Raw genomic sequence first — 8684 nt, forward strand, 5'->3', positions numbered from 1 at the left:
GCGCAGAGCACACCATCGGCGCGAGCGCCTTCAGAGCGGTCGTTGATCGGCCAATGCGAGAGCAGCGCCCTCGTGCGACTGGCATCGGGTGCTCCGCGCAGCGAAATAAAGGAGGAGCGAAGCGGGGGACATTCGCGGAGCAGAGCACACCGTCGGCGCGAGCGTGCCCTGAACGACGCACGTCACGCATCAACAGAACACGACGAGCACAAGAGTAGCGTTCCATCCTAGGCCACCAGCTTTTCATGTTCGAGCGGCTTCGGAGGCGCAGGCACCGCACGCATGATCTTTTCTACCAGGCCGTCCGGCGTCAGGCCTTCGGACAGACCCTCGTACGAAAGCGTCACGCGATGGCGCAACACGTCCGGCACCAGCGCCGTCATGTCTTCGGGCAATGCATAGCTCCGGCCCCGCAACAACGCCAGCGCGCGTGCGCCTTCCGTCAGGCTGATGCTCGCGCGCGGGCTCGCGCCGAAGGTGATGAAGCGGCGCAGGTCCTTCAGGCCGTGCTTCTCCGGCGTGCGCGTGGCCGACACCAGCTTCACCGCGTACTGGATCAGCGACGGGTCGACATACACGCGCCGCGCCTCCGCCTGCAATGCCGCGAGCTGGTCGGTCGTGGCGACCGGGCTGGCCGAGACCGGCGGGCCGATCACGCGCTGGACGATCACGAATTCTTCTTCGTCGCTCGGATAGTCGACCAGCACCTTCATCATGAAGCGGTCGACCTGCGCCTCGGGCAGCGGGTAGGTGCCCTCGGTCTCGATCGGGTTCTGCGTGGCCATCACCAGGAACGGACGCGGCACCTTGTGCGTTTCGCCTGCGATGGTGACCTGCCGCTCCTGCATCACTTCGAGCAGCGCGCTCTGCACCTTGGCCGGGGCGCGGTTGATTTCGTCGGCCAGCAGCAGGTTGGCGAACACCGGGCCCAGCGAGGTGCTGAACTCGCCGGTCTTCTGGTTGTAGATGCGCGTGCCCACCAGGTCGGCCGGCACCAGGTCGGGCGTGAACTGGATGCGCTTGAACTGGCCCTGCACCGTGTCGGCCAGCGTCTTGATGGTGAGCGTCTTGGCCAGGCCCGGCACGCCTTCGACCAGCAGGTGCCCGCCCGCGAGCATCGCGACCATCACGCGCTCGAGAAAACGGTCCTGGCCCACGACCACGCGCTTCACCTCGTAGAGGATCTGCTCCATCAGTTCGGCGGTGCCAGCGGCCGTGGTGAGCGTGGGGGAAGCGTTGGTCTCTGTGCTCATGCGAAGGACTTTCGAAATGAATGAAGCGTCAGAACGGGGGCGAGCCGGCGGCGGAGGCGGCGTTTTCGATGGGCACCGCAAAGCCGATGCCGATGAAGGTGCGCTGCTGCGTGGGGTTCAGGATGGCGGTGACGATGCCGAGCACTTCGCCGTCCATGTTGATCAGCGGGCCGCCCGAATTGCCGGGGTTGGCCGCGGCATCGAACTGGATCAGGTTGCCCAGCTCCTGCTTGCCTTCGGGTGAGCGGAACGAGCGCTTCAGGCCCGACACCACGCCGGCCGACACTGAAGGCCCGATGCCGAACGGGAAACCCACGGCCGCCACCTGGTCGCCGGGGCGCAGGTCGGCGGTGGAGCGCATGGTGGCGGGAATCAGGTCGTCGGGAATCTTCTGCGCCTGCAGCACCGCGAGGTCGTTCTCGGGCTGTACGCCGGTGATGGTGGCCACCGCCTCCAGTCCGTCGGCGAAGGTGACCTTGATCTTGTCGGCACCGGCCACGACGTGCAGGTTGGTCAGGATGACGCCCTTGTCGACGATCACCACGCCGGTGCCCACGCCGCGCTCGACTTCGCCGTTCGGCCCGCCGTCGTTGGGGGCTTCGGGCGGCTTGCCCTTGGCGAGGTTGCGGCCGCGTTTCTGCGTCCTGGCCTCGGGCGTGGTTTTCTCGGTGCCGTAGCCGACCACGCGCACCACCGAGGGCCGGATGATGTCGGCCGCCCTGGCGGCGGGCGAGGGCAGGGAGTTGGTCTGCAGCGTGCGCAGCACGGCCGCGTCGATGTCTTTCTGGGTGAGCGCCTTGGCGCCAGGGCGTGGCGCCCAGAGGGCGGCGCCGGTGACCAGCGCGGCGCTGAGCACGAACAGCAGCGCGAAGCTGCGGCGGCCCGGTTGCCAGCCGGCCTTGGCGGGGGTGTTCTTCGCGGTGGCTGTTGCCGTGGCGGCCGCGGCGGAAGCGCTCGCGCCCGCTTCGTCTGGCGACACCGGAGCATCCACCTGGTCGGCCGCCTGTTCTGCGGCCGGTGGCAGCGTGCGGGGCGAACGGCTGTAGAAAGCGGGCCTGCGCATCGGAGAACCTCCGGCTAAAAATCGCGTGAAGGAGTTCACAGTAGCACGCTTTCCGCGCCTGTGCATCCCTTCGGGCATCATCGCGCGATGGCTGCATTTGTCGATACCCACTGCCACCTGGATGCGCCCGAATTCGGGGCGGAGATGCCCGCGATCCGCGCCCGCGCGGCCCGGCAGGGCGTGGCCATGTGCGTGATTCCGGCGGTGGCCGTCTTCAACTTCGCCACCGTGCGCGAGCTGGCCCACGCGCAGGGCGACGCCTACGCGCTGGGCATTCACCCTCTATGTACCGGCGAGGCGAAAGAGAGCGACCTGGAAGCACTCGATGCCGAGCTCACCGCCCGGCGCGACGACCCCCGGCTGGTGGCGGTCGGCGAGATCGGGCTCGACTACTTCGTCGAGGGCCTGGACGGCGACAAGCAGGAGCGTTTCTTTCACACTCAGTTGCAACTGGCACGCAGGCACGGGTTACCCATCCTCATCCATGTGCGGCGTTCGGTCGACAAGGTGCTCAAGCATTTGCGGCAGACGGCGGGCGGGCAACCGTGGCGCGGCATTGCGCACGCCTTCAACGGCAGCGAGCAGCAGGCGCAGGCCTGCATCGCGCTCGGGCTGAAGCTGGGTTTTGGCGGTGCCGTGACCTTCGAGCGCGCGCTGCAACTGCGGCGGCTGGCCGGCACGCTGCCGCTCGAATCGATCGTCATGGAGACCGACGCACCCGACATCCAGCCGCACTGGCTCTACCGCACGCAGGAGCAGCGCGCGGCCGGCGAGCCGCAGGGCCGCAACGAGCCCGGCGAGCTGCCGCGCATCGCCGAAGTGGTGGCCGGACTGCGGGGCATCGGCATCGAGGAACTGGCCCGCGCCACCACGCGGAATGCGCTTGAAACGCTTCCGAAGCTCGAAAGTCTGATGGCTTTGTCGGAGCGCCCGCCGCACTCCGCGTAGGCCAATGCCCCGACCTGCACCCGTGTGTGCAGATGCTGCAGATTTGCTGTCATCCTTGAGTCTCGCAAGTTCGTTGCTAGACGAGTGGCAGGTTTGTCACTCCAAAACTTCATCCAACATCCAGGAGTCTTTTCAATGACCACGTCTTTCGTTCGCACCATGCCCGTCGTCCTCGCGCTGGCGCTCGCCTCCATCGGCGTGTCGGCCGTGGCACAGACCACCGCCCCCGCTCCGGTGACCGCAGCGCCTGCCGCTGCCGAGCCCACCACCACCGAAAAGGTGAAGGAAGCCGGCAAGGACGCCGTCGATGCGACCAAGCGCACCACCAAGAAGGCAGTGAATGCCACCGAAGCCGGTGCAGAGAAGGCCTGGGACGCCACCAAGAGCACGACCAAGAAGGCCGTGAACGCGACCAAGCGCACCACCAAGAAGGCCACCACCGCCACCAAGAAGGCTGCCGCCAAGACCGGTGAAGTGGTTGAAAACGCCGGCCACAAGACGGCCGACGGCATGCGCAGCACCGGCAAGGCCATCGGCGAGAAGATCCCCGGCACGGCCGAGAACGAAGCTGCCAAGAAGTAAGTCGGCGCAAGCCGATTGCCAGGGCTTCGGCCCTGAAGAAAGAACCCGCTTCGGCGGGTTTTTTTGTGGGCGCTCGCGGCGGTGCCAAGATACCGCCCATCATGAATCCACCCGCCGCCGCACCCGCCACCACCAGCCCGGTGCTGACAGGCCTTGCGCCCATCGTCTCGCCGGCCACGGTCGTGCTGATCCTCGGCAGCTTCCCGGGCGTGAAGTCGCTCGCGCAGCAGCAGTACTATGCACACCCTCAAAATCAGTTCTGGAAGATCTTGCAAGCCGTCTGGCCCGACAACCCTCTCCCTTCGGGTGTAGACAGCTACGGCAAGCGCCGCGGCTGGCTGCTCGACCGCGGGCTGGGCGTGTGGGACGTGTACGGCGCCTGCGAGCGCGAGGGCAGCCTCGACTCGGCCATTCGCGCGCCGGTGGTGAACGATATCGCCGGCCTGCATCTGCCGAAGCTCGCGGCCATCGCGCACAACGGCGGCGAGAGCTTCAAGCACGCGCGCCACACGCGCACGCTGGGCGTGCCGGTCTACCAGCTGCCTTCCACCAGCCCCGCCAACGCGTCATGGAGTTTCGAGCGCAAGCTCGCGGCCTGGCGCGAGGTCTTCGTCGCCCACCACCTTCTCTGATGGCATCGAGCAAAACACCCGCCAAAGCCCAAGCGCTCCCCGAAGTCAATTTTTCGGACTGGGGCGACATCCGCTACCTGCACCTGGGCACCGAATGGGTCCAGGGCTCTATGAAGATCGACGCGCCTTTCGAGATCGAACTCGAATACGTGCAACGCATGATGGCCTGGCTGCTGTTCGTCGATGGCAAGACGGTGGCCAGCCGCCACGCGATGCAGCTCGGCCTGGGCGCGGCCACGCTCACCAAGTTCAGCCGCAAGACGCTGCGCATGCGCACCACCGCGGTCGAGCTGAATCCGCAGGTGGTGTCGGCCTGCCGCGGCTGGTTCAAGCTGCCGGCCGACGACCCGAAGCTGCGCGTGGTCATCGCCGATGCGGCGCTGGAGATCCGCAAGCCCGAATGGCACGGCACGGTCGATGCGCTGCAGGTCGACCTGTACGACCACGAGGCCGCCGCGCCCGTGCTCGACAGCGAAGACTTCTATGCCGACTGCCGCGCGCTGCTGACCGATGACGGTTGCATGACCGTCAACCTTTTCGGCCGCTCGTCGAGCTACGAGCGCAGCCTCGAGAAGATTGCCGCGGCCTTTGGCGCCGATGCCGTCTGGGCCTTCAAGCCGACGCGCGAAGGCAACACGGTGGTGCTGGCGCAGCGCACCCCCAGCCGTCCGAAGCGCGAGGTGCTTGCCGAGCGCGCGCAAACGATCCAGACTCGCTGGGGCCTGCCCGCGCCCAAGTGGTTGCGGGTGTTCAAACCCCAGAATCTTTCCATCACCCGACCATCCGGCTCATGAGCGCTGCTGTTCCCGCTGCTTCCGCCCCCGTTCCCCTGGCCACCCGCCACGAAGGCCCGCTCGAGCTGCGCCGCCTGATCGAATGGCTGGCCACCGACGGCGTCATTTCGCCGGTCGAGGCCAAGCGCACCATCGCGCGCTGCGCCCAGGCCGAGAGCCGGCAGGCGCCGCTGATCCGCCTGGCCAACGTGGCCATGACCCGCGAGAGCGACAACAAGCCGCTCGACCTCGAAACACTCACGCAATGGCTGGCCGGCCGCGCCGGCCTGACCTACCTGCGCATCGATCCGCTGAAGGTCGACGTGGGCAAGGTGGCCGACACCATGAGCGCCGCCTACGCGGAGCGCCACAAGGTGCTGCCGGTGCAGGTGCTGCCCAATGAAGTGGTGGTGGCCACGGCCGAACCCTTCCTGACGGACTGGATCGCCGAGGTCGAGCGCCAGTCGAAGCGCGCGGTGCGGCGCGTGGTGGCCAACCCGTCGGACATCCAGCGCTACACGGCCGAGTTTTTTGCGCTTGCCAAGTCGGTGCGCGCGGCGCAGAAGGCCGGCGGCAACACCGGCGGCGCGAGCTTCGAGCAGTTGGTGGAACTGGGCAAGAGCAACAAGCAGCTCGACGCCAACGACCAGAGCGTGGTGCAGGTGGTCGACTGGCTGTGGCAATACGCCTTCGACCAGCGCGCGAGCGACATCCACCTGGAGCCGCGCCGCGAACAGGGCGTGATCCGCTTTCGCATCGATGGCATCCTGCATCCGGCCTACCAGATGCCGATGGGCGTGATGAACGCGATGGTCGCGCGCATCAAGCTGCTCGGCCGCATGGACGTGGTCGAGAAACGCCGTCCGCTCGACGGCCGCATCAAGACCCGCAACATGCGCGGCGACGAAGTCGAAATGCGTTTGTCGACCTTGCCGACCGCATTCGGCGAGAAGATGGTGATGCGTATCTTCGACCCCGACACCGCGGTGAAAGACCTCGACGCACTGGGCTTTGCGCAGCACGATGCGCACCGCTGGGAACAGCTGGTGACGCGGCCCAACGGCATCATCCTGGTGACAGGGCCCACCGGCTCGGGCAAGACCACCACGCTGTATTCCACGCTCAAGCGCGTGGCGACCGAAGAGGTCAACGTGAGCACGGTGGAAGACCCGATCGAAATGATCGAGCCTTCGTTCAACCAGACGCAGGTGCAGCCGCAGCTGGACTTCGGTTTCACCGAGGGCCTGCGCGCGCTGATGCGGCAGGACCCGGACATCATCATGGTCGGCGAAATCCGCGACCTTGCCACCGCCGAGATGGCGGTGCAGGCGGCGCTGACGGGCCACCTGGTGTTCAGCACGCTGCACACCAACGACGCGCCGAGCGCCATCACGCGGATGATGGAACTGGGCGTGCCGTCGTACCTCATCACGGCCGTCATGCTGGGCGTGCTCGCGCAGCGGCTGGTGCGCACGCTGTGCCCGCATTGCAAGCAGCCCGACGACACGGTCACGCGCGAAAGCCTCGAGGCCATCGTCAAGCCCTGGCAGATCACCGGCTCGGTGCGCGCCTACAAGCCTGTGGGTTGCGTCGATTGCCGCATGACCGGCTACATGGGCCGCATGGGGCTGTACGAGCTGCTGAGCGTGACCGAGCCCTTCAAGGACCAGGTGACCAAGGAGCCCAACCTCGGCGGGCTGCGGCGCCAGGCCGTGATCGACGGCATGCGGCCGCTGCGTCTGGCCGGCGCGCTGCGCGTGGCCGAGGGCGTGACGACCATCGAGGAAGTCCTGAGCGCGACGCCGCCTTTGGAATAATCACGGGTTACTACGCCCGTTACCCCGTGGAGGCCGGTGAAGCCTTTCGGGTTATCCCTAGTCCCGCGGTTAGTGGAATCCACATCAGCCTGACCGGAGCCTGACTCGACAATCCCGCATCGAAATTTGTTCGAGGAGACTGTTCGTGAAAATCAAAAGTCAGAAAGACTTTTTCTCGGGTCTGATGTTCACAGTCGTGGGCGTGGCGTTCGCATGGGGCGCCACCACCTACAGCGTGGGCAGCGGTGCTCGCATGGGTCCGGGTTACTTCCCGTTGATGCTCGGTATCCTGATGGCCGTCATTGGCCTGGGGATCATGTTCAGCGGGCTCACCGTTGAAACCACCGACGGCGAAAAAATCGGCAAGTGGGCCTGGAAGCAGGTGGTGTTCATCCTGGGTGCCAACCTGGCATTCGGCATTCTGCTCGGCGGCCTGCCGAGCATCGGCGTGCCGGCCATGGGAATGATCATTGCCATCTACGCGCTGGTGATCATCTCGAGCCTTGCGGGCCACGAGTTCAAGCTGCCTACCGTGCTGATCCTGGCCACCATCCTGGCCGTCGGCAGCTACGTTGCATTCATCTGGGCGCTCAAGCTTCAGATCCAGGTCTGGCCGACCTTCATCACCGGCTGACAAGAAGAAAGCTGCTCACATCATGGAATTGGTTGAACACCTCTCGATGGGTTTTGGCGTTGCCTTTACCTTCACCAACCTGCTGTACTGCCTGGCCGGCTGTATTCTGGGTACGCTGATCGGCGTGCTCCCGGGCATCGGCCCCGTCGCGACCATCGCGATGCTGCTGCCCGCCACGTACGCACTGCCGCCCGTGTCGGCGCTGATCATGCTGGCCGGTATTTACTACGGCGCGCAGTACGGCGGCTCCACCACCGCCATTCTGGTCAACCTGCCGGGCGAATCGTCGTCGGTGGTGACCGTGATCGACGGCTACCAGATGGCGCGCAAGGGCCGTGCGGGTCCGGCGCTCGCCGCGGCCGGCCTGGGCTCGTTCTTCGCCGGTTGCGTGGGCACGCTGATCCTGGCTGCCTTTGCACCGCCGCTGACCGAGCTGGCCTTCAAGTTCGGCCCCGCCGAATACTTCTCGCTGATGATCCTGGGCCTGATCGGTGCCGTGGTGCTGGCCTCGGGCTCGCTGCTCAAGGCCATCGCGATGATCGTGCTGGGCCTGCTGATGGGCCTGGTCGGCACCGACGTGAATTCGGGCGTGGCGCGCTACAGCTTCGACATTCCCGAACTGACCGACGGCATCGGCTTCGTGGCCATCGCCATGGGCGTGTTCGGCTACGGCGAAATCATTGCCAACCTCTCGCGTCCCGACGACGAGCGCGAAGTGTTCACCGCCAAGGTCTCGGGCCTGTTCCCGACCAAGGAAGACTTCAAGCGCATGATCCCGGCCGTGCTGCGTGGCACGGCGCTGGGTTCGGCACTGGGCATCCTGCCTGGCGGCGGTGCGCTGCTGGCGGCTTTCGCGGCCTACACGATCGAGAAGAAGACCAAGCTGAAGCCGGGCGAAGTGCCCTTCGGCAAGGGCAACATCCGTGGCGTGGCGGCTCCCGAGTCGGCCAACAACGCGGGTGCGCAAACCTCCTTCATCCCG

Annotated in this window: 9 protein-coding genes; 7 read left to right on the forward strand and 2 right to left on the reverse strand. The window is 66.4% G+C overall.

Annotated features, from left to right (window positions below):
• Positions 1 to 227 precede the first annotated feature (227 nt).
• Together DBV14_RS31815 and DBV14_RS31820 are read right to left on the reverse strand one after the other, a co-directional pair.
• Positions 228 to 1253 (reverse strand): MoxR family ATPase, encoded by a 1026-nt coding sequence (locus tag DBV14_RS31815; protein WP_124465808.1) that lies wholly within the window; start codon positions 1251 to 1253, stop codon positions 228 to 230.
• Positions 1254 to 1281: 28 nt separating this feature from the next.
• Complete coding sequence (locus DBV14_RS31820; RefSeq protein ID WP_124465811.1) at positions 1282 to 2316, reverse strand: S1C family serine protease; 1035 nt, start codon at positions 2314 to 2316, stop codon at positions 1282 to 1284.
• Between the two features lie 87 nt (positions 2317 to 2403).
• Here DBV14_RS31820 and DBV14_RS31825 point away from each other — a divergent pair, with 87 nt between their 5' ends.
• The 7 genes from DBV14_RS31825 to DBV14_RS31855 all read left to right on the forward strand — a co-directional run.
• Entirely contained in the window at positions 2404 to 3264 is an 861-nt protein-coding gene (locus tag DBV14_RS31825; protein WP_124465814.1) for a TatD family hydrolase, read from the forward strand.
• A gap of 135 nt (positions 3265 to 3399) precedes the next feature.
• The gene (locus tag DBV14_RS31830) at positions 3400 to 3846 is read left to right on the forward strand and encodes a hypothetical protein (protein WP_124465817.1); all 447 of its coding nucleotides are present in this window, start codon (positions 3400 to 3402) and stop codon (positions 3844 to 3846) included.
• Positions 3847 to 3947: 101 nt separating this feature from the next.
• Complete coding sequence (locus DBV14_RS31835) at positions 3948 to 4478, forward strand: DNA-deoxyinosine glycosylase (RefSeq protein ID WP_124465820.1); 531 nt, start codon at positions 3948 to 3950, stop codon at positions 4476 to 4478.
• On the forward strand, positions 4478 to 5272 hold the full coding sequence (locus tag DBV14_RS31840) for a spermidine synthase (protein WP_124465823.1): 795 nt from the start codon (positions 4478 to 4480) through the stop codon (positions 5270 to 5272). The genes DBV14_RS31835 and DBV14_RS31840 overlap by 1 nt, the downstream gene beginning before the upstream one ends.
• Positions 5269 to 7068 (forward strand): GspE/PulE family protein, encoded by a 1800-nt coding sequence (locus tag DBV14_RS31845; RefSeq protein WP_124465826.1) that lies wholly within the window; start codon positions 5269 to 5271, stop codon positions 7066 to 7068. The genes DBV14_RS31840 and DBV14_RS31845 overlap by 4 nt, the downstream gene beginning before the upstream one ends.
• A gap of 145 nt (positions 7069 to 7213) precedes the next feature.
• On the forward strand, positions 7214 to 7702 hold the full coding sequence (locus DBV14_RS31850) for a tripartite tricarboxylate transporter TctB family protein (protein WP_124465829.1): 489 nt from the start codon (positions 7214 to 7216) through the stop codon (positions 7700 to 7702).
• A gap of 22 nt (positions 7703 to 7724) precedes the next feature.
• Positions 7725 to 8684 (forward strand): tripartite tricarboxylate transporter permease (locus DBV14_RS31855; RefSeq protein ID WP_185546195.1); only part of this gene is annotated, 960 nt, incomplete at its 3' end.

The sequence above is a fragment of the Variovorax sp. KBW07 genome (genome assembly GCF_003852515.1).
In the GTDB taxonomy this organism is placed as follows: domain Bacteria; phylum Pseudomonadota; class Gammaproteobacteria; order Burkholderiales; family Burkholderiaceae_C; genus Variovorax.